Annotated in this window: 22 protein-coding genes and 1 pseudogene; 1 reads left to right on the top strand and 22 read right to left on the bottom strand. The window is 42.0% G+C overall.

Going from position 1 to position 20,429, the window contains the following annotated elements:
* Nucleotides 1-50: 50 nt before the first annotated feature.
* The 22 genes and pseudogenes from ACPPVU_RS04340 to ACPPVU_RS04235 all read right to left on the bottom strand — a co-directional run bounded on the left by ACPPVU_RS04340 (nt 51) and on the right by ACPPVU_RS04235 (nt 18,600).
* Nucleotides 51-1,988, bottom strand: a complete 1,938-nt coding sequence (locus tag ACPPVU_RS04340) for a sigma 54-interacting transcriptional regulator (protein WP_426670473.1) — start codon at nt 1,986-1,988, stop codon at nt 51-53.
* A 109-nt stretch (nt 1,989-2,097) separates the two neighbouring features.
* On the bottom strand, nt 2,098-2,733 hold the full coding sequence (locus tag ACPPVU_RS04335; protein WP_426670472.1) for an FMN-dependent NADH-azoreductase: 636 nt from the start codon (nt 2,731-2,733) through the stop codon (nt 2,098-2,100).
* A gap of 134 nt (nt 2,734-2,867) precedes the next feature.
* Nucleotides 2,868-3,722, bottom strand: a complete 855-nt coding sequence (locus tag ACPPVU_RS04330) for an alpha/beta hydrolase (RefSeq protein WP_426670471.1) — start codon at nt 3,720-3,722, stop codon at nt 2,868-2,870.
* Between the two features lie 29 nt (nt 3,723-3,751).
* On the bottom strand, nt 3,752-5,173 hold the full coding sequence (locus ACPPVU_RS04325; protein WP_426670470.1) for an MFS transporter: 1,422 nt from the start codon (nt 5,171-5,173) through the stop codon (nt 3,752-3,754).
* A gap of 32 nt (nt 5,174-5,205) precedes the next feature.
* The gene (locus ACPPVU_RS04320) at nt 5,206-6,045 is read right to left on the bottom strand and encodes an SDR family NAD(P)-dependent oxidoreductase (protein ID WP_426670469.1); all 840 of its coding nucleotides are present in this window, start codon (nt 6,043-6,045) and stop codon (nt 5,206-5,208) included.
* A gap of 210 nt (nt 6,046-6,255) precedes the next feature.
* Entirely contained in the window at nt 6,256-6,681 is a 426-nt protein-coding gene (locus ACPPVU_RS04315) for an OsmC family peroxiredoxin (protein ID WP_426670468.1), read from the bottom strand.
* 154 nt (nt 6,682-6,835) lie between these two features.
* Entirely contained in the window at nt 6,836-7,369 is a 534-nt protein-coding gene (locus tag ACPPVU_RS04310) for a YceI family protein (protein ID WP_426670467.1), read from the bottom strand.
* Nucleotides 7,370-7,379: 10 nt separating this feature from the next.
* Entirely contained in the window at nt 7,380-7,970 is a 591-nt protein-coding gene (locus ACPPVU_RS04305) for a YceI family protein (protein ID WP_426670466.1), read from the bottom strand.
* 19 nt (nt 7,971-7,989) lie between these two features.
* Nucleotides 7,990-8,394 carry a hypothetical protein gene (locus ACPPVU_RS04300; RefSeq protein WP_426670465.1) on the bottom strand — a complete coding sequence of 135 codons (405 nt, stop codon included), beginning with the start codon at nt 8,392-8,394 and terminating at the stop codon, nt 7,990-7,992.
* Nucleotides 8,395-8,596: 202 nt separating this feature from the next.
* The gene (locus tag ACPPVU_RS04295; RefSeq protein WP_426670464.1) at nt 8,597-9,391 is read right to left on the bottom strand and encodes a nuclear transport factor 2 family protein; all 795 of its coding nucleotides are present in this window, start codon (nt 9,389-9,391) and stop codon (nt 8,597-8,599) included.
* A gap of 1 nt (nt 9,392) precedes the next feature.
* Nucleotides 9,393-10,127, bottom strand: coding sequence for an SDR family NAD(P)-dependent oxidoreductase (locus ACPPVU_RS04290; RefSeq protein WP_426670463.1), 735 nt, complete (start codon nt 10,125-10,127; stop codon nt 9,393-9,395).
* A gap of 54 nt (nt 10,128-10,181) precedes the next feature.
* Nucleotides 10,182-10,700 (bottom strand): YceI family protein, encoded by a 519-nt coding sequence (locus ACPPVU_RS04285; protein ID WP_426670462.1) that lies wholly within the window; start codon nt 10,698-10,700, stop codon nt 10,182-10,184.
* An 87-nt stretch (nt 10,701-10,787) separates the two neighbouring features.
* A complete protein-coding gene (locus tag ACPPVU_RS04280; RefSeq protein ID WP_426670461.1) occupies nt 10,788-11,381 on the bottom strand; it encodes a Crp/Fnr family transcriptional regulator in 594 nt (197 codons plus the stop codon).
* 382 nt (nt 11,382-11,763) lie between these two features.
* Nucleotides 11,764-12,561, bottom strand: a complete 798-nt coding sequence (locus ACPPVU_RS04275) for a molybdopterin-dependent oxidoreductase (RefSeq protein ID WP_426670460.1) — start codon at nt 12,559-12,561, stop codon at nt 11,764-11,766.
* Nucleotides 12,542-13,216, bottom strand: a complete 675-nt coding sequence (locus tag ACPPVU_RS04270; protein WP_426670459.1) for a cytochrome b/b6 domain-containing protein — start codon at nt 13,214-13,216, stop codon at nt 12,542-12,544. The genes ACPPVU_RS04275 and ACPPVU_RS04270 overlap by 20 nt, the downstream gene beginning before the upstream one ends.
* Before the next feature lie 103 nt (nt 13,217-13,319).
* Nucleotides 13,320-13,672 (bottom strand): annotated as a pseudogene (locus ACPPVU_RS04265) (DUF1348 family protein).
* A gap of 28 nt (nt 13,673-13,700) precedes the next feature.
* Complete coding sequence (locus ACPPVU_RS04260; RefSeq protein ID WP_426670458.1) at nt 13,701-14,168, bottom strand: DinB superfamily protein; 468 nt, start codon at nt 14,166-14,168, stop codon at nt 13,701-13,703.
* Between the two features lie 98 nt (nt 14,169-14,266).
* Nucleotides 14,267-14,845 (bottom strand): TetR/AcrR family transcriptional regulator, encoded by a 579-nt coding sequence (locus ACPPVU_RS04255; protein WP_426670457.1) that lies wholly within the window; start codon nt 14,843-14,845, stop codon nt 14,267-14,269.
* Nucleotides 14,846-14,914: 69 nt separating this feature from the next.
* The gene (locus ACPPVU_RS04250) at nt 14,915-15,877 is read right to left on the bottom strand and encodes an alpha/beta fold hydrolase (RefSeq protein ID WP_426670456.1); all 963 of its coding nucleotides are present in this window, start codon (nt 15,875-15,877) and stop codon (nt 14,915-14,917) included.
* A gap of 49 nt (nt 15,878-15,926) precedes the next feature.
* Nucleotides 15,927-16,583 (bottom strand): peptide-methionine (S)-S-oxide reductase MsrA, encoded by a 657-nt coding sequence (gene msrA, locus ACPPVU_RS04245; protein ID WP_426670455.1) that lies wholly within the window; start codon nt 16,581-16,583, stop codon nt 15,927-15,929.
* 63 nt (nt 16,584-16,646) lie between these two features.
* Nucleotides 16,647-17,657, bottom strand: coding sequence for an enoyl-CoA hydratase/isomerase family protein (locus ACPPVU_RS04240; protein WP_426670454.1), 1,011 nt, complete (start codon nt 17,655-17,657; stop codon nt 16,647-16,649).
* A 100-nt stretch (nt 17,658-17,757) separates the two neighbouring features.
* Nucleotides 17,758-18,600, bottom strand: a complete 843-nt coding sequence (locus ACPPVU_RS04235) for an alpha/beta hydrolase (protein ID WP_426670453.1) — start codon at nt 18,598-18,600, stop codon at nt 17,758-17,760.
* 476 nt (nt 18,601-19,076) lie between these two features.
* On the opposite strand from ACPPVU_RS04235, the gene mbfA reads away from it, so the two are divergent.
* A complete protein-coding gene (gene mbfA, locus ACPPVU_RS04230; protein WP_426670452.1) occupies nt 19,077-20,030 on the top strand; it encodes an iron exporter MbfA in 954 nt (317 codons plus the stop codon).
* Nucleotides 20,031-20,429: the final 399 nt, after the last annotated feature.

The raw sequence follows: 20,429 nt of genomic DNA, 5'->3' as shown, positions 1-20,429 counted from the left end.
TCAGAATTGCTCATAAAGCCGGTATTCCTTGGAAGTCGTTATCCTCTATTTTATATCAGTAAATTCGGCCAGGCAATCCCGAGCCGCTTCATCTTCGATCTTAATGTGGTTGGCGGAAGTTTTAATAGTTCTGCCGCGCCTCCCGGACCGGAGACCTTTCCATTTGACTTTTTGAGAGCGCCAATGATATGTACACGGTCCATCTCGACATAAGATTTTATTTCGGGTTCAGCAGTTGGTAAACCCTCATTTGCGGCAATCTCATCAGGCATTTCAAACATATCTATGCGGCTTGATTGCGACTGTAAAACATGGCGCTCAATCAGGTGCTGCAGTTCGCGAATATTGCCGGGCCAGGAATAATCTCTCAGCTGTTTCAGGGCAGCGGCGGAGAGACTCATAGTCTCTGACCTGATATTGCTTCCATAGGATTTCAGAAAATAGTTTGCGAGTGCTGGAATATCTTCCTTTCTTTCCCGCAATGGAGGAAGACAAATTGGGAAAACATTGATCCGGTAGTACAAATCCATGCGAAAACGGCCAGCTGCGATTTCCTTTAGCAGGTTTCTGTTCGTAGCCGTTATAATCCTCACATCCGTTTTTATCGTTGTCCTGCCGCCAACACGCTCAATTTCTTTTTCCTGTATGGCACGCAGCAGTTTGCTTTGTATCTCGACGGGCAATTCACCTATCTCATCCAAAAATAAGGTACCACCATTTGCTTGTTCAAATTTCCCGACCCTTCTTTCTATTGCTCCTGTAAACGCGCCTTTTTCGTGCCCGAACAATTCTGACTCCACCAGGTTGACCGGTATGGCTGCGCAATTCACACGCACAAGGGGACGGCCCTTCCGGGGTGATAACTGGTGGATCGCCTTAACTATCCCCTCTTTTCCCACTCCAGTTTCACCAAGTATTAAAACTGTGTTATCAAACGGTGCGACTTGAGTCACCTTGTCAAGGGCCTTAATTAATTGTGGGCTGTTGCCGATAATACCTTCAACTACAGGCCTCAACAACTGATTGGGTGATTTCGAGGGCTTATATTCCTCAGACCTTTGATCGTGTGAAGTTTTTCTAATGCTGTCCACGACCTCGGATATAAGTTTTTGAGTGGAAATCATCAGATCAAGGTGATCCTGTGTGTAACTTTCCTCCGTGCAACGATAAAAGGTGATCGCCATATTCACATTCCACTGACTGACTAAGGGAAGCCAAAGCATAGCGTTAAAATTTTTGGCCCGGCGCATCTTATCTGTTAAAAGGCTAAGCGCACAATGGTCTAGGAAATCCTGTCCATTTAAAAAATAGGCATTGTCGTTGCCGTTGTATTTTTTCCGTGCGGCAACCAAATCTTCAGCAATGATTCCACAATCAGACTCCATGGCTTTGTCGCTTATCTTAACGTATTCGTCAAATCCGGTTCTCAAGTAACGATGTACCGCTGATTCATTCTTATCAGCTAGCTTTGTATCAATAATGATAAAATCAAAAGGCAGGAAAGAAGTAAGCGCACGAATAAGCGATAATGTTTTATCGTCTTTGCTTCCCGGCATTTCAATGACGTAGGTTAGCAGGCCGTTTAGCCACGTTTGCTGCCTGCTAACCAATTCGAGATTTTTTTGATAGCGGTAAATGGCGATGTTTAACGCAAGCAAAAGTTCTTTTTCCCTGAACGGCTTCACAAGAAACCCGTATGGTTTTGTCTCAATAGCCTCTTCGAAGGTTGTAGCGTTTGAATTTGCTGAAAGAAAGATAAAAGGTATGTTTTTCTTATTCAGCATATCAGCGAGGTCAATTCCACTAAGGTCACCCTTGAGAACAATATCAACCAGCACGATGTCAGGCATGCTTTTTCTAAGCAGTCCGATAGCCTGGTCCACCGACTTAGCGATTCCGTGTATTGAATGGCCCGCTTTTTTAAGGATGATGCTCAAATTCTCAGCTTCAAGAAATTGATCTTCTACAATTAATACGTTTAATTTCATTGACTTAAGTTCCTTAAGATTCCTAAAATTGACGACAGGGATTTATTAGAACCCCTATGTTCATCAACATTAGATAAGACATGCCTGGTGCCCATCCCCAGGCGGACTTTTAAGCTGCAAAATGCTTCCTTGCAATTGCAGATGCCGTTTCTAATGCTAAATTTCTGTCCTGTTCCAGTGACGATTGTCTCACAGCAGTGCTTAAAAGAGTCACATTATGAACTGTGGTTACTCCAATTAATTCTAACCACCAATTCATATAAGACACCTGATAATCAAGGCCAAATGATACCGGCAACCCAGGTCCGTAAACGGCGGAAGTATATATTAAACAGGCTTTTTTATCTTTCAATAGCGGGAAATAGCCGTCCGGGCCGAACCCGAATGTCAAATCAGCTTGAGTGACTGTGTCTATGTACTGCTTCAATGCCCAGGGAATTCCACCATTCCACATTGGCACAGTAATAAGGTATTCGTCAGCCGATTTAAAACGATCAGTTATTTCTACAATCTCGTCCCATGCTGTTATTAATTTACCCTCCAAGACCCCCTGACCCAAAAAGGTCATTTTTGCGGCAGCCTTGTTGCCGTCAAATGTAGGTATCTTGTCCTTCCACAAGTTGAGTTCATCAATTACAGCATCGGGGTTTGTTTCCTTATATTGTTTTAAAAATGCATTTGCAATATTGGACGATTCTGATGCTGATTCCCTTGGCGATCCAACGATATAAAGCAATTTTTTCATGTTGTTCTAATTATTTATGTTCGTTATTATTTTTCTGTTAATTCTTTAAGATATTTATTTGTTTTTGAGCCAATTACAGATACCCGAACCCAGATTGTCCGGGGTATCGGTAATCTTATAGGGTATCAAATTCCTTACTTACTTTGTGCTGCATTGATGATCACCTGGGCTACCAGGTCAGGGTGTGAGATAAAAATCACATGGCTCCCTTTGATCTCTGTAACTTTATCCTTTGCACGTTTGTACATGTTACGCTCTATGATAGGGTTGATAGTTTTATCATCAATAGCCACTATACCATAGCTTGGCTTATTTTTCCAGGCAGCCTCAGTTACTGGAGTAGCAAAACACTGACCAACAATAGGCTGTTGCGAAGCGTTCATAAAATCGGCGGTCTCCTGGCTCAGATCAGCACAGAAACCTGCATGGAAGGTTGTTCTGTCAAAAAATATTACTCCTTTTTTGTCCGGCGCTGAAACACGCATTTTGGAATCCTTTGGCTGAGTTGCAGCCCACTGATTTGTGGTTTCACCTTTGTCCGGCTGAAATGCAGCTACATAAACTAAGCTGACAACTTTAGGATGCACACCTGCCTGAGTTATTACAGTTCCTGCCCAGGAATGGCCTACCAAAACTGTTGGTCCATCTTGCTGATCGAGAATACGATTAGTCGCTTCAACATCGTCGTTTAATGAAGTCAGCGGGTTTTGAACAATAGTTACATGATAACCTTTTTTTGTAAGTATAGTATAAACAGCTTTCCATCCGGAACCATCTGCAAATGCACCATGGACAATCACAATGTTCTTTACTGGACGGGATTGCGCTGCTACGGGATTTATTCCAGCCAACAATGCGCAGAAAATGAGAAGTGCAGTGACAAAAAACTGGTTTAATAACCCGTTTTGGCTGGTAGGCATATTGCCTTGGCGTACTGATTTTTCGATTTGGGTATTCACTTGTGAATTCCCGATTTGGTTGTTTTTCATTGTAATCATTATTTATTTTGGTTAAAGAATTATTCTGATATGTGATGAGCGGATGTTTTTCCGCCCGGAATAAACAAGAGGAGAATAAAGAGAATGACGAGCATCAAGAGTTCAAGTCCCGCGCCGTACCGGAACGCGAGATTATAATCCGGATGAGTCCGGTTCAATAAAAGCTTGTTGAAAAACAAGCCGCCGATAATACTGACACCTAATGCACCAGACGCTTGTTGAACCGTAGCATAAAGACCCGAAGCTGCACCTGCAAAATGCTGGGGAACACTTTTAAGTGTCACGTTCATAATGGGTGGCATTACCCATCCTGCACTCATACCCTGGAGCAATACCAATAAAAATACAATATGCGGGGCTATGGTATTTCCTGAAAATAGAAGCATTTGTAAGCCTAGGGATATCATTAGCGCAACTGTTCCGATCTGCAATACCGCTTTGCCTATTTTGGTTACTAAACGCATTGCAAAGGATGAAGAGAAAGAAAAACCGACACCAAACATTACGAACATACAGCCCGTCAGCAAAGCGTTGAAATGAAATCCATTCTGCAACGTCAGTGTGCTGATCAATAGATAGGAATTATAAACCATGTAACAAAAGAGCACACATAGCAATCCGATGTCCAGATCTCTGATCTTAAATAAATTCAGATTGACCAAGGGCGCCTTCTTTTCTCTTAATTTTTGTTTCTGATCGATTATAAACCATGAAAACAACGCTAAAGAAATTATCATGCCTAAAACACACCATAGCGGCCAACCCAATTCTCGACCCTGGATAATGGGTATGATCAAGGCGAATAATGCGAGAGAAAGTAATACCGCACCTGAAAGATCAAACTTTGCTCCTTTATGAAGCGGAGTTTCTTCAATAAAAAGCCACGCTGAAATTATGGAAACTATGCCAATTGGCAAGTTGATGAAAAAAATAAGACGCCATCCGGCTACTACGAAGTGATAGTAAGTAAAGAATCCACCTAAAAATTGACCCAGCATACTGGCCAAGCCTAATATGAACCCGAAGGTACCTATGGCTTTTGCCCGATCTTTGGGTTCGGTAAAGAGTAACTGTATGAACGAGATGGTTTGAGGAACCATAAAAGAGGCACTGGCACCTTGTAAAAACCTTGCGATGTTAAGTTCGAGCGTAGAGGTTGACAAGCCGCACCAACACGATGCAAGGGTGAATGCCATCATTCCCCACAGGAATATTTTCTTCCGGCCAAAATGATCGCCGGCCCTTCCCCCTGTTATCATAAAAGAAGCGTATCCCAGTAAGTAGCCCGCAATGACGATCTGAAGCTCTGCGTTGCTTGAATGTAAGCCATTTTTGATGGCAGGCAATGCAATATTGATGATGAATATATCCATCAACGATAGGAATGGTGCGGTGAGCACGATCACCAGCGCAAACCAACGTGACCTACTTAACTTTTCCATGATAACTTCTATTTGTTAATTGATATTCTCCTTTATTTAAAATCAGCCCCGATGGTGATTGACTTCCACTGTTCCAATTCTGCCGACATCGCAGCCAGCTTTCCTGAAGCCCTCTTATAAGCATCAGCCCCAAGAAACAGCTGCATGGGCGGTTCCGGGTTTTCCGCTAATTCTATAAATATTTCTGCAGCACGGTCCGGGTCACCCGGTTGTTGTCCGTTTGCAGACAGGTAACGGTCTTGCGTGTCTTTTACAGCTTCATATCCCTCGATTTTGGAGGAGATCAGTGCCAACGAGTCCTTCGTCAAAAAGCCTGTGCGGAAACCCGATGGTTCTACTACAGTAACCCTGATCCCAAATTCTTTGACATCCAGTGCGATCACCTCGGAAAAGGCGGCTACCGCGGCTTTGGTGGCCGAATAAACAGACCAGCCAGGAGCGCCCACAAAACCCGCTACCGAACCGATATTGATAATATAGCCCGATTTTTGACTGCGCATTACCGGCAGGACACTCTTTACCACATCTATTGTTGCCAGCACGTTAACATTAAAAATGTTCCTGATATCCTGCTCTGCTATCTCTTCTATTGTTCCGGCCATTCCGTAACCCGCATTATTTACCACTACATCTATCCGGCCGAATGCTGCCAGCGTTTGCTGTATGGATTCATCAATGCAATCCATGTTGTTTAAATCGACGGCCAGCGGTAGAAAGCGTTCCTTGTCGATCAAGCCGACCGCCTGGCTCAAGGTATACGCATCGCGAGAGGTTGCGGCAACCTGGTAGCCATTTTCAAGCAGTTTTTTTACGAGCGTCAATCCCAATCCCTGGGAGGCCCCTGTTACATACCATACTTTTGAAGTATTCATGATATTACGTTTTTAAAGCATTTTACTTAGGCACGAAGTCCAATTTTACCCTTGCCATTCTTTACCGGGCAATTGCAAGGCAACTACACGGTAAATTATTTCTTATGAGCCTATCATCTTCCCAAACAACAACTATCGATCACTATACATGCGTGATATGGTCACTTGAAATAAGAATGGGCAACGGGCATTAGGCCTAGGCCTATATCATTATTGGTAAGAAACATTTAGCGTAATAGGCACACTCAGCGCTTTGGATATAATACAATTGGCTTTCGAATCTTCCGCAATTTTATGAAAAGCTTCAGCGGATACACCCTCGATCAATGATGCTCTCAAATCCAGATGAATGCCAGTAACCTTACGGTTAGGCAAATCCAAATCAAGAATAGCTTCGGTGTACAAGTCGCCGGCCAGGAAGCCCTCGCGCTCGAGGGTTGCACTTACCGACATAGTAAAACAGCCGGCGTGCGCCGCCGCTAACAATTCTTCAGGATTGGTAGCAGTGAGTGTACCAGAGGCGAATCGTGTTTTAAACGAAAAAGGTGTTTCGTTAAGAACTGTGCTTTGAGAAGATATTTCTCCTGTACCTTCCTGAAGGTTACCATTCCAATGAGCTTTTGCTGTACGTTTCATATTGTTTGTTTTTATTTGTATTAATTTTTAAATTATTAGTTACTACAATGCTTCCCGGGTTTTGCACTTATTCTCCTTCGCTCTGAACAAAGGGGGCGTTGCGTGATATGTTTCTATGCTTTTAATACAATGAAAACCCATCTCAAGTCTATATTTATTGTTTTGTCACATTGGCTACGATTTCAATAGAAATGACATCCGCTACGTCCCCGGTTGGTTCTCCTATACCATAATCCGTTCGTTTGATAGAAAACTTTGAGGTAAACTTTCCTATAGATCCCGAACTGGTGAACGCGAAAGGAATATTCACATCATTGGCTTTGCCTTTTACTTCCATTTTCCCTTTTGCCACAAAATCATTGCCTACTTTTTCAATGGTATTGGTAGTGAATTTAATTTGTGGATACTTCGCCGCGTCAAACCATTCAGAGCCGGTAGCATGTTTATTTTGAAGTGCATTTCCTGTATTAAGCGACGCAACATCAATAGCAATTACAAATTTTGAACCTTGGAGATTCTTTTCATCAAATGTTACGTTAGCTGTAAGCTTTTTAAATATTCCATCAACGCCTTTTCCTGAAAATTTTACGCTGTTTTCTTTTGTTAGCCTCCAACCTGCAGTTTGAGTAAAACCAAGCATTCCTCCTAAGAGAAGAAGTGTTGTCAAAATCGCCAGTATTTTTTTCACGGCTTCTTTGTTAGTCTTTAGCTAATTCTAAATCTGCATTTAATGCTACCAAATCACTTAACATCGCTTCAGGAAAACTGGCGCCAATTCCAAAATCTGAACGCTTAAATGTTCCCGTAACCTTAAATACACTCGTTTCTTTTTTACTCATTGGGTTTGTTGTATTACCAACATGTATTGCTTTTAGTGTAACTTCCTTAGTAACACCATGCATTGCCAACTGCCCCGAAACTGTGTATTCATTTTTGGCAGATTTTTTAAAGCTTGTGCTTTTGAAAGTGAATTTTGGGAATTGATCTGCGTCAAAGAAATCTGCACTTTTCAGATGTTTATTTCGTGTTTCATTGGCAGTATTAATACTGGCAATATCACCACTCATTTCTACTACAGCATCCGAGAAGTCAGTAGCATCGTTCGCGGTAATTTTAACTTCATAAGTATCGAATCTCCCACTAAAATCCGCAATTCCAAGGTGCTTTATTGTAAAACCCAGCCGAGAATGAACTGTATCTGCTGTCCAACTTGAAGGTGTTGTAGATTTAAATGCTAGCAGCACGATCGCAAATGCTACTGCTGCGTAAACTGATAATTGTTTTTTCATTTTTTTGATTACTAGATTGTTATTTTATTTGATTATTTATTTTGAAGAACGGATATACTATTAAAAAGGATAATACAGGGAAAAAATGCATTGGCGTTGCTAATCCAGGAAAGAGTTCGGGAGACTCCATGTCCAGAGGTAGTTTGAACGAGAGTACTGCGACAATGCTTGCAAAGCTAAAAACACCATAAACAACATTTGCCCATGGAATAAGCTTATTACCCTTCCATCTAATTAATAAAATATATCCAATGGACATCAGCAGGCAACCTATAATACTTAAAACCATTATGCCTCTTATATTTATAATTTTACTAAAGTTGACATAGAATGCTCTACTGTAAATTTGGTCGTAAATGACACAAGCAAGACCTGATAAAAATGCGCTTGCCAAACTCAACGCGAGTTCTTTTTTCCAGTTCATTTTTCTCTTTTTAATAGTTTATTTGATTTCGCATTTGCGACTATAAATGTGTAGGCACTGTAACCCCCAAGGCCGCCTGCCTTAAGCGCTGTGGACACCAATTCGACAGATAACAAATTGTAGCTGAACGGTCCTTGGAGGATAGAGCATTGAATACACGGTATCACTGACGCTTTTATTTGGTGCCACATTGCCTTACAATTTATTGGGGGCTGTCTAATTTTGTCAGAAAAACAGTTTCTATTTTGTCATCTACCATTTTCCCTTTTAAAAACTCAAAGAATGCTTTGGCGTGTGCCGAATTTACATGCAATTGAAAAGCTTCATCGTTTTTGTAGACCTCGTAAACAACAACTGTTTGCGGTGAATTTTTTTGGATACTCACAACGAATTGTTCACAGCCCGGTTCTTTGTTGCTCTCAATTTCCATAGTCTTCAAAGCTTCTTTCACTTCTTTCTCAAACCCAGGAAGGATACGGATCGTAGCTATCAGCGATGTTTTAATGCCCGCAGCTGGTGTTCCTGTTGACTTTGAGCCAGGGGTTTGATCAGCTATATCGGAAATCATTTTATTCACCAACAACCATTTGTCATCAATCCTATGAAAAGATAAAAACTCCTGATAGACAAAGTCGTACATTGTTACCTTTATTTCGGCGACAGCGATTGAGTTTACCACGCGGATATTTAGGATTTCCCCTTTGAACGGTTTACCTGAATCTTTTGGGCTTTGACGACTGGCAACACCGTCAAGATATTGGCCGAGCGTTTTTGCATAAGGCTGTCCCTTTACATCACCAAAGAGCAGTGTCCCGGGATGATAGGCGGTGTTTAGTAATGATGTGTCTCCTTCGTAAATACCTTTGAAATAACGATTTTCCAAAAGGTTAGAAATAGCGTCTATGCTTTCTTTTTGCGTTTCCATTCTCTTTAAATTTTGTGCTTTTAATGTCAGCAAGGTGCAGGACAAAAAAGCCGTTAATAAAAGCGTTTTCATATCAACCCAGATTGCGGCCGGCACCTATACCGCCATCTACATTGATGATAGCGCCAGTGATGAAGTTGCTCTTGGCAACCGCATAAACCATCTCTGCGATATCTTCCACTTCGCCCACACGGTTCAGCAAATGCAATCCAGCGGTTTGATCTGCATTATCACCATGCATCGGGGTGCGGATCGTACCTGGCCCAATCGAATTCACCCTGATATTATCCTTTCCAAATTCGCCTGCCAGCTGTACGGTAAGCGCTTGAATTGCGCCCTTTGATGCCATCTGTGCTGTAATGGGTACGCCCGCAAGGGCGTGGTTGACCAATGGTGTGCCGATGTTGATCACTACACCATCACGTTGTTTCAGCATTTGAGGGATAATAGCCTGAGTGGTGAAGTAAGTGCCCTTCAGGTTGGTATTCATAAAGCGGTCAAGGTAAGCTTCGTCCACTTCGAGGAAAGGCTTGGTTTCAAAGATGCCGGCGTTGTTTACCAGTACATCTGCGGAACCAAATTTTTCGAGAGCAACGGCTAAAAGCTTCTCGCCAGTGCTTTTATCGCTTACATCTCCAGCTACCAGGGCCAGGTTTTCGCCTGCGCCCAGTTCCTGGTAAACCTGCTCCAATTTATCCGCAGTGAATGAATTGATCACTACGTTATCCCCGTTCGCTAAAAAATGGCGGGCTACTTCTTTACCGATGCCAGATGATGCGCCGGTAACTATTACTGTTTGTTTTTTCATTAGAATTATTATCCTTTAGTTGTGTATTATTCGCTTTAATATCAAAGCGTGTAATTAAGCAGCATTAGCAGCTACATTTACATTAAGTTCAAAGTCATTATAGATTAGGGTGTCGCCTAAATCCTTGAAGAAATTGCCGGAGCGGAATTTCATTTCATATTTAGTGCGATCGATCACAAGCTTTCCGGTTGCGGTTAGATTGTCACCGTAAACATTGATAACAGCATAAAAGCCAACCGGGTGGGTAATGCCTTTGATGGTCAGGTTGCCTTCAACGTGATTGCCTGAAACTGAAGTAATCACTAAAGATGCTTCCGGGTGCTTCTCGATAGAGAAGAAATCATCTGATGCAAGGTGACCGGCGAACTGGGCATTAGTTGCAGGATCTGTTATGTCCAGAATTTTGATGGAGGTGGTATCTATAATGAATTTCCCGCCGGTAAGTTTTCCGTCGTTCAGAATCAATTCACCTTCTTTAACTGCAATGGTACCATTGTGTGATCCAGTTACCTTTGTGCCAACCCAGTCGATATTACTTTGGGTGCTTACGATTTTAAATTTTTGATTTTCCATTTTTTTGTTTTTGAATTATAAAACAAAGTACGGCAGGTATTTTCAGGTGCTCGTGTGACCTAGATCACTTTCTGACGAAAGCACAGATTATGTGACATAGATCACATTTTGCGCCTGGTATAAACGGCTCAGTGTTTCCCTTGATACCCCTAAATAGGCGGCAATCAGAGTTTTAGGCGCTATGTTATACAGTTCAGGGTATATCTTTAAAAGCTCTTCATACCGGCATTTTACATTATTATTCATTATGGATAACAGCCTTTCATTCGCAGCAACATATCCTTTATTGGCCCGCCACCGGAAAAAACGTTCCGCAATATGAAGTCCGTCACAAAGTTTTTCTCTATCGGCATTGCTCAGACATAGTACCTCTGAATTCGTAATACAGTCCACGCTGATTGTAGCTCGGGTATGATTATACAGGGCATAGTAATCGGAGGCCCACCAGGTTGACATAGAAAACTGTAGAACGAGCATTTTATAATCACTATTGATTAAGAACGATTTTAAGCAGCCGGAGACTACGAAATATTCACAGTTGACCATATCACCATGGCCAATAATTGACTGCCCTTTTTTAAAGCTCTGTTTTTTAAAAAATGAAAAGAAATAATCAAACTGCTCGTCCGTCAGTGATACGGAATTAGCTACGTGAACCTTTAAGATTTCTTTGGCATCCATAGTACATACATTCATTTAAGGGAAAAGCCACGAAGGAGAACTTTTCGGTGTAAATCTTCGTCGACAATTTTTTAATTAAATCACGACTTTGTAACCTACTTTCGTGCCATTGTCTTTCCGATTGTAAATCATATACTTGCCTCTTTTGGGGGTTGATTTAAAAATGGACGGGTCGTACAATTCGTCAAATTGTACGATATATCGTCATTGAAACTAAAATGCAAGCTTCTAAATTTAGATGCGAATATTTAATCGGCACGCAATACCATCCCACGTTTATCTGTAAATGGCCGGTCCCTAAATTCAATACTTCTTTTTCCGGGCGGAAAGTGTAGTTTTCCTGATTTGAAAGCTGAGGTATCCAGTTAACACAGTTTTATTTTTATAATCCTGAATAATAATCATATCCCTGTTCAGCCCAGTAGTCCCGCGGACGACTGTTGCTAAAAGTGATCTTTCCAATACGTTTAATATTTTTGATGCCGTATTTTACAGGGATGATGAGCCGGAGAGGTTGCCCATGTATGCCGTTCAATAACTCATCGTTCATCTGGTAGGCTAGCAAAGTTTGCGGATGCATGGCGCTTGGCATGTCTATCCCTACATAGTACTGTCCGTCTGGAGTCTCCATGCCCACATATCCCATCTTAGATTCTGCTTCAAGTTTAAAGTGTGCAATAAAATCACGAAAACTCACCCCTTCCCAATGCGATATCTGGTCCCAACCCTCAACGCACTTAAAATCATAGGTGATCTCTGTTTTTGGCAGTTTCATTAGTTCATCGAGCGAGATTTGCAATGATTCGCCCGAGATCTTTTTCACCTCCAGTCTCCAGTATTCGGGTGGTAGTTTACCTTCCGAGCCAATGTCAGTATTGTGCCTGATTTTTTTTGCGGCCATTGAGCGGGGGTAGGTTTTTACCAGGTGATCTTCATTGAAAGTCAACCTTCTGAAGAATAGTTCGGTTTTGTTAAGTGCCCTGCGCAGTGGCTTATGTGCATTGCCCGTTATGCCCGGAGTTTCTGAGGGTGATTTGTATAACCATCTCCAGCCGCCGTAAGTGCCTGCGGCGTAAGCACCAAAAACAGCAAACGAGATAAAATTTCTGCGTTTGATCTTTTGTTCAACCGTCAACGGTTTTTTAAGGTCCTGATTTTTTTTATTGAATGGATTGTTCATCACCCGGAGTTTTAATTTCAATGGTAGGTGCGGGCTTTTCGTTCACTACTTCAAATCCGGAGATCACAGATCTGAAATTGTTCCACCCGGCCAGGATAACCTGTATAATATGTATCAGAAAAAACAAAACATAGCCTATGGTCAATACAAAATGCCATATCCGGGCTAGATGGTAGCCGCCGCACAACCAAACCAGCCAGTTAAACTGAACCGGCTTGTAAATGGCCAGCCCAGTAACCAGCGAACCAAATCCCATAATAATGATGCCGGTGTAAGCGATACGCTGGGCCGCGTTGTATTTATCCTGCGGCGGCGCAGTCTTGCGGATATGAAGATCATTCAGCAACACCAGCCATGCATCTTTAAATGAATGCCGGTTGGGTAACAATTGCCGCCACTCCCCCGATAAAATGGTGTACAACACATAGAATATCCCGTTCAGCGTAAAAAACCACATAAACAGGAAATGAAAAGCCATGCCCTCAGCCAAACGGGAAGGTATATGTAGTAGGTTATAATACCAATCGGGGAAGAAGCGAATATCGGTATGCCCGAAAAGGGTGATGCTGTATTCATCATTTGCCCAGTAGATCAGCATTCCGCTCCAGATCATAATGGCCAGGATAGGAAAATTAACCCAGTGTGTCCATCTCATTATCAAGGGATGCTTTTCTTTTATGACTTTCATTTTGATTGTTATCTTATCCGAAGAGGCTTTTTTGACCTTTATTTGTTTTTGAAGTTTCGGTTTGCAGCTTTTATTTGAATCTGCGTTCTGTTTCGTTTATAGCCAAGTCATTAATACTTGCAAATCGTTTTTTCATAAAGCCGTTATCGTCGAACTCCCAATTCTCATTTCCGTACGACCGAAACCATTGCCCACTACTGTCGTGCCACTCATATTCAAAGCGGACAGCAATTTTATTGTCTGTAAAAGCCCACAATTCCTTTTTAAGCTTATAGTCTAATTCTTTTTTCCATTTGTTGGTCAAAATTCCTTTACTTCTTCCCGTCCGTTAATAAAAAGATGCCTGTTTCTCCATTCCGTGTCAATGGTATAAGCAAGAGCAACCTTTTCAGGATTTTTAGTATTCCAGGCATCTTCAGCCATTTGTACTTTCAGCGTTGCCGATTCAAAATTAAATGGCGGAAGTGGCAGTTTCTGTTCCATTATTTCGATTTGTTAAAAGCCTTCTATGATAATTAATCTGCCCCAAATGATAATTAAAATGCCCGTAAAGCTGAATCACAAAGTATTCATTTGAGTTTTCTCCATCGGTCTGTTTTTGAGCTAAAACTTCTCCTGAAATCTTTGGTAAAACTTCGTTTAACATTTGCCGGGTCGCTTCAATTTTTGCAACTATCTCAATTTTAGGCACATTTTTATCCGAAAATTCTAATGGGCGATTACGCACATAGTCGATTCCGCCAAGATGATTTCCTAAAAAATGATTCAAGCTTCCTATCAAATGCAAGGCAAGATTCCCGGCAGAATTAGCAATTCCGCCTTGAATTTTCCATAAATCCGCCTCATTTCCATACAATTCAATTTCTTGTTTAAGTTTTAGCAGGTCTCTTTCGTAGAGTTTTGTTATTGAATTTATCATGTTGTTTATATTTTGAATTGATCGTTTCTGATGATTAATTATTCCTTGGATCTTCCATTAGAAAAAGGGAAAAGAAAGACTTGCAGGAGATGAAAACACTATTTTAAAGCGAAAAGGCCAACCTTTACTATATCCTCCATTGTTTTTTTATTGGCACCCGACTTTGCTACAAGCCTTAAGGCTCCCATGATACCAGAAATAAAATGTGCAAAAGTAGCAGCCGTTTCTCTTTTTGAAAAAGAGCCTTCTTCCTGGCCTTTTTCTATAATTTTGGCTAATGCAGCTTCAAACTTCTGGTTATTATTACGGACGATATCGGCGATTTCTTTGTCATCATTCACCAATTCCACAGTTGTGTTTACCATCAGGCAACCCTTTAAAGAATTGTCAGCGACACTTTGTTGTATGGTATCGTGAAATATCAGGTTAATAGCACGTTCCGGATTTTTCGCCGCCTCCAGCATATTTATAAGAATATCGGTGGTAAGCTCTTCGTACCGTTTCAGCGATTTTATAAAAATCGTTCGTTTATCAATAAACGTGTCATATAAACTCGAACGGCTAATGCCTAATTCGTCCACCATATCTTGAGCTGTAGTCGCGTTATATCCTTTTCTTGAAAACAAGTTCACAGCCCTTTCAAGTACTATATTTTCGTCAAAATTTTTCTTTCTCATCCTCGCTATAATTCGAAAAGCTAAAGCGCAAATGAAGTTTGAACCTTAACAATCATAATGCTTTTTGAATTACTTCTCCATGAAAAAATCCAACAGGCCTTTTTGTACCTGCTCAGGTCGTTCCTGGAGAATCCAATGCCCCGAACTTGTAATCAGACAATCTTTTACATTGGATGCAACCAAACGGACATGATCCCCCAAAAAGGGCGCGAAATGGTCTGATCCCATTGCCAATACAGGCATCGCCAGCTTATTTTTACAAAATTCCTGGTTGTCTTTAATGTCTTGGTCAAATACGAACCAAAGAAACGAAGCATTCGTTGCACCTTTTACCGAATACGCCCTGGTAAATTCAGCTTTTTCCCGGGCAGTAAATGAGTTCTGTACGAAACTTACCGCCGGAAAAAAATCTTCCAAAAATAAATTCATTCTACCCTCTGCAAGTTCTGCTGAATGTGGCTGAATAAAAAATCCGAACCACCATGCCTGGGCTTTAACCTGGCTCCAAACCGGTTCGACACCTGGTATCAGTGCATCCAGTAAAGCGAGTTTATTAACCTCATTGGGAAATTGCGCTGCATAGGCATAAACAACCATCATACCGATGTCATGTCCGGCTATATCGATCTTTTTATAACCGAGTTTTTTTGCAAGTTCGTGCAGATCGATAGCCATATTCTTTTTATCATAACCACCTTGTGGTTTACCGGATTCTCCAACACCGCGCAAATCCGGGGCAATTACGGTGAAATGTTTTGACAGTTCCGGAAGTAACCGGTTCCACATATACCAATTTTGAGGAAATCCGTGTACCAGCATAAGCGGTGTTCCATGTCCGCCGATCACGTAATGTATTTTTACACCGTTTACAATGGCATATTGGCTGGAAAAACCTTTTGGCGGCAATGCGGGTTTTGTATCGTTGGTTCTTGTCGCCTGACCAATGAGATTTCTTGAAAATGAAGTGTAATAGCTTAAGGTAAATGCAATAAGCATTACCGTAATTCTAAATATCCTATTTGTTGTTTTCATATAGTAGTGGTATTAAATGAGTCCTGTTAATTTGTTTGTGTAGCCAATATTATTTTTGAAACTCCGGCCTTAATTCCGCGTTCATAGCTTTTCTGAATTTCAGCACTTTGGGTTTTGAAACCTGCACTATGTAAATCTTATCGGGATTGAGCCTGTAATAACCCTGATGATAATTTTCAGCGGGATAAAATGCAGTAAACTGAACAACCTGGGTAACTATGGTTCCATGATAATACTTTGATTGGTTAATCTTTTTTATCAAACCCAGTAAAATATTTTTCTCTTCCGGGGTTCGGTAAAAGGCAATCGAACGATAGTCGGTACCAACGTCAGGCCCCTGGCGGTTAAGCTCTGTTGGATCATGTGCAAAAAAGAATGCACGGGCTATAGTCTCAAAACTGATCACCTTTGGATCATAATAAACCAGCGAGCATTCGGCGTGCCCGGTTGTAAGTGATGCTACCTGGTCATAAGTTGGATTCTTAGTTGTTCCACCCGCATAGCCGGAAATGACCTTGTTTACACCTTTTAGTTCAGACATAGCCTCGCTCATACTCCAAAAACAGCCGCCGCCAAAAGTGGCGACTTTTTCTCCCGGAGCAGGATTTGGCAATGGAGTGAAAGCATTCGCTCCACCCACAGTTTGTGCATTAACGGCAGCGGCAAATAATAAAAATCCGATGCCAAATAAGATAAATCGTTTCATAAGAGGTTTTTAGTTTAATAAATCAAACAGCGGTTCGATGATTAATTGGTCGGATGAAGCCGATCAGTCATTCCCGAGTTGTCCAACATGGTAACCCAACCGCGTTTCTACATCTCCTGCCTTGTGAAGTCCCCGATCCAATAACAATTTAATCCGCCGCTGTGCCTCCGGCCGCGCGATCGATGTGAAGCACACCGGCATCTCCGCTCCGATTTCATAGTCTGACGGCAAACTGGCGACATCAACAAAACGCTTTGTATCGCTGAGCGCCTGCTTGTCGAACGACGCTATCCTTTTTGCAAGTGAATCGACAAAACCATCCAGGTCCGCATCCGGAAACGACCGATTAACGTAGCCATATCGTTCGGCCAGATCACCCGGGATATCGTCGGCGCCCATAAGCACTTCCATGGCACGCCCCCGCCCCATCAGCCGTGGTAGCCGCGCCATAGGGCCGCCACCCGGTACTATCCCTGCCCCAACTTCAAAATGCCCGAGGATTGCTTTTTCGCGGCTGGCGAAGCGCATGTCGCAGGCGAGAGCGAGTTCGCTCCCCACACCGGTTGCACGACCCCGGATCTTGGCAATGGAAACTACCGGTGCCCGGCTCAGTCGAACGAGCATGTCTGGCAGGGCCAGCAACCCCGTTGGTCCTGTCGGCAGACTGGTTGTCTCTTCAGCAGGCGAAAGGAAATCGTAGTGGGTCATGAAAAATCCTTCGATCGCGCTGTCAAAAACAACCACCTTCAACTGCTTGTCGGATTCTATCGCCGTGATGATCGCATTAAGCTGTGGAATCGTTTTAGGACCGAAAATATTCACTGGCGGGTTATTTAAGGTCACGCGCCAAAGCACTGGTGATTCCTTCGTCAGAAAAACTAGTTGGTTACCGTTAGCCAAATCTCCGATCGCACTATTATCAATACCTTTAAAGGTTGTGATGTTAGTGTGGTTTTTAGCGTCTGCGGCGGTAGCTAATAAGCCTGCTGATGCAACACTAACACCTGCATAACGCAGGAACGTCCTTCGGGCCATATTTGTTCCTGGCGTACTTTCTTGTGATTCTTTTTTCATAAAATAAAATTCTTAATGATTCAATTAGCTTGGATTCCGTTTGCTTGAAGGACCACGTACTCACTACTGTGATGCCTATAGTTTAATTTATCGGGATTTGTTACTGCTTAGCATAAGATGCTTTAACTATAACCGCCGCTACTGCCTCAGGCTGCGAGATGAACACAGCATGACTGCCTTTGATCTCTGTGATTTTAGTATTTGCTTTTTTGTACATATTACGCTCCGTCATTGGGTTGATGGCATGATCTTCAGTAGCCACAATCCCGTAACTTGGCTTGTTTTTCCAGGCGACTTCAGTTACGGTGGTACCAAAACATGATCCGACGATTGCTTGCTGTGAGGCGTTCATGAAATCTGCCAAAGCTTTCGGAAGATCGGCGCAATAGCCCTCATGGAATGTTGTTCTGTCAAAAAATACAAATCCTTTTGGATCAGCTGTAACCCGCATTGAAGGGGCTTTTGCCTGAGTCTCTGTCCATGAATTTGCGGTTTCGCCTTTATCCGGCTCAAAAGCGGCTACATAAACTAATGAGGCAACTTTAGGATCAACACCCGCCTGGGTAATTACTACACCGGCCCATGAATGACCCACCAGTACTACCGGTCCATCCTGTTGATCAAGTATCCGGTTAGTTGCTTCAACATCATCATTTAATGATGTCAGGGGATTTTGAACAATGGTTACATGATATCTCTTCTTTGTGAGTATGTCGTAAACAGCCTTCCATCCGGAACCATCTCCAAATGCGCCATGTACGATCACAATATTTTTTATAGGCGGAGTCTGCGCCGCTACCGGACTAACCTTTATCAAAAGGCCGCTGAGAATAATAAATACGGCGAATAAACACTTGTTTAATACGTTGGTGCTTTTTGAAGGTATTATTCCTTTACCTTCGGTAGAGCTTGCATTCCAATTGATTTCTGATGAGTTTTTCATGTTGTATGTTTTGTTTAGTTAAAAATTATACAACAAACTACTGCATGAAAATTTAGATGAAGGTGTGATCTACATCACATTTTACGAAAGGGAATAATTATGTGATCTATGTCACTATTTAGATAGAGTACAATCGGCTGTGTGTATTACGATCGTTGGCAGCTACTTAAATTGCATAAATGCTTTATAATTGATTTCATTATTCTCAACATAACATAAGGTAATTAAGCGCGACTTACATTCTGGGTTATTGGCTAAAAGAAGACGATAAATCGTCTTCTTTTAGCCAATAATTACGATCAGCCATAGCGTGTATTTTGCAAATTAAATTAAGTAATTGACCGTTAGCAATTTAGATAATGGCATGATAATTCTCTATCAATTAGTGTCGAAATCTAAACGATAAAAAGTTAATATGGAATTACAAGCTCATTCCAACACGCATTTGAACCTTACTTTTATAAAAAAAATTAATCATGCATTTTAAAGAACTGACAGAGCCCCAGATTTTAGCGCTTGCCGTTGGGGCCGAGGAAGAGGATGCGCATATCTACCGCGATTTTGCCGAATCGCTCAGGGAAGAATTTCCTGCATCGTCAGAATTGTTTGAAAAGATGGCTTTCGCTGAAGACGGGCATCGGCATAGGCTCATTGAATTATACCGCAAAAAATTCGGCGAGCATATACCCCTGATAAGGAGGCAAGATGTAAAAGGGTTTTATGTCAGACGGCCTTCATGGTTTAGGAAATCATTGCGCCCCGAACACGCACGTGAAGAGGCAGAGCTTATGGAAATCGAAGCACGACATTTTTATGAAGCTGCGGCCAGGCAAACCACCGATGCTGCAATAAGACTATTGCTGGGCGATCTTGCCCAGGAGGAAACGCAACATGAGGGAACTTTCAGCGAAATAACTGAAAACCAAATCCAATCAGGCGCAGTGCAACTTGAGCGTGAGGCAGGTCGGCGTATGTTTGTCTTACGTTTTGTCCAGCCAGGGCTTGCCGGCCTTATGGATGGCTCCGTTTCAACACTTGCACCTTTATTCGCCGCAGCCTTTGCTACTACCAGCCCTATGGCGACATTCAAAGTAGGTCTTGCCGCTTCGATTGGTGCAGGAATCAGCATGGGGTTTGCAGAAGCACTTTCGGACGATGGAAAATTAAGTGGTAGGGGCTCTCCCTGGACCCGTGGAGTTGTTTGCGGATTGATGACTACAATAGGAGGACTCGGACATACTTTTCCGTTTCTGGTCAGTAATTTTCATAGTGCGCTAGCGGTGGCATGCATGGTCGTGGCGGTAGAGTTAGCTGTTATTTCGTGGATACGACGGCGCTATATGGACACCCCATTGTTATCAGCAATTTTTCAGGTAGTAGTAGGTGGTGTCTTGGTGTTTGTCGTTGGATGGCTCGTAGGCGTTGGTTAATCTATTTCAAAGGTTCTGTTGATTAAACTGATTTGTATTTTACAGCAACTTATCCTTCTGTTTTTGTATTCGGTTTTGCCTCGCCTTTAACATATCAAATAACAAACCATATGTTGAAATTATGGTACAATTAATATTGAAATATTTTTTATTTTTATCGCATAAGATTTGCAATTAGTCTGTATTTGAAAGTGGTGAGTTTTTCGGTGAGTAAGAAATCCAACCCACATAACATATTGAATATTAGCAGGGTTTTCAATTTCCGTTGAAGCCTCCCTCTCCGCAAACGTTCGCAAGTACCGTGGTACTTGCGAACGTTTTTTGTTTTTTTTATTATAAAGCGATCCAAGTCTCTTCAAGTCTCCCTGAAATGCGCTGATCTAATACAGTTCATTTAAT

The organism is Mucilaginibacter sp. McL0603, assembly GCF_049992945.1.
In the GTDB taxonomy this organism is placed as follows: Bacteria; Bacteroidota; Bacteroidia; order Sphingobacteriales; family Sphingobacteriaceae; genus Mucilaginibacter.
The sequence above is the reverse complement of the archived record's forward strand: the minus strand, read 5'-3'. Positions and strand labels throughout refer to the sequence as shown.